The organism is Brevibacillus sp. HB1.4B (assembly GCF_013284285.1).
Lineage (GTDB): Bacteria > Bacillota > Bacilli > Brevibacillales > Brevibacillaceae > Brevibacillus > Brevibacillus porteri.
In genome coordinates this window covers 1-248 of record NZ_JABSUT010000040.1, presented here as the reverse complement: position 1 = coordinate 248, position 248 = coordinate 1, and the positions used below count along the sequence as shown (strand labels likewise).

Genomic DNA, 248 nt, shown 5'->3' with positions numbered 1-248 from the left:
TGTTGCCACAAGACGTGGCGCTTTTAACTGACCTTCCTTGTCCGTTAAATATGAGTGGTGGAGGCTGACGGGATCGAACCGCCGACCCTCTGCTTGTAAGGCAGATGCTCTCCCAGCTGAGCTAAGCCTCCAAATCACCTACGAAGATGTAGGGATTTTTCTAGGTGACCCGTAGGGGATTCGAACCCCTGTATGACAGCGTGAAAGGCTGCTGTGTTAAACCGCTTCACCAACGGGCCATTTTCATA

The 248-nt window shown here is 51.6% G+C and carries 2 tRNA genes; both read right to left on the bottom strand.

What is annotated here, in order from left to right:
• Nucleotides 1–55 precede the first annotated feature (55 nt).
• Nucleotides 56–131, bottom strand: a tRNA-Val gene (locus HP398_RS30655).
• Between the two features lie 34 nt (nucleotides 132–165).
• A tRNA-Glu gene (locus HP398_RS30650) sits at nucleotides 166–239 on the bottom strand.
• Between the last annotated feature and the right edge of the window lie 9 nt (nucleotides 240–248).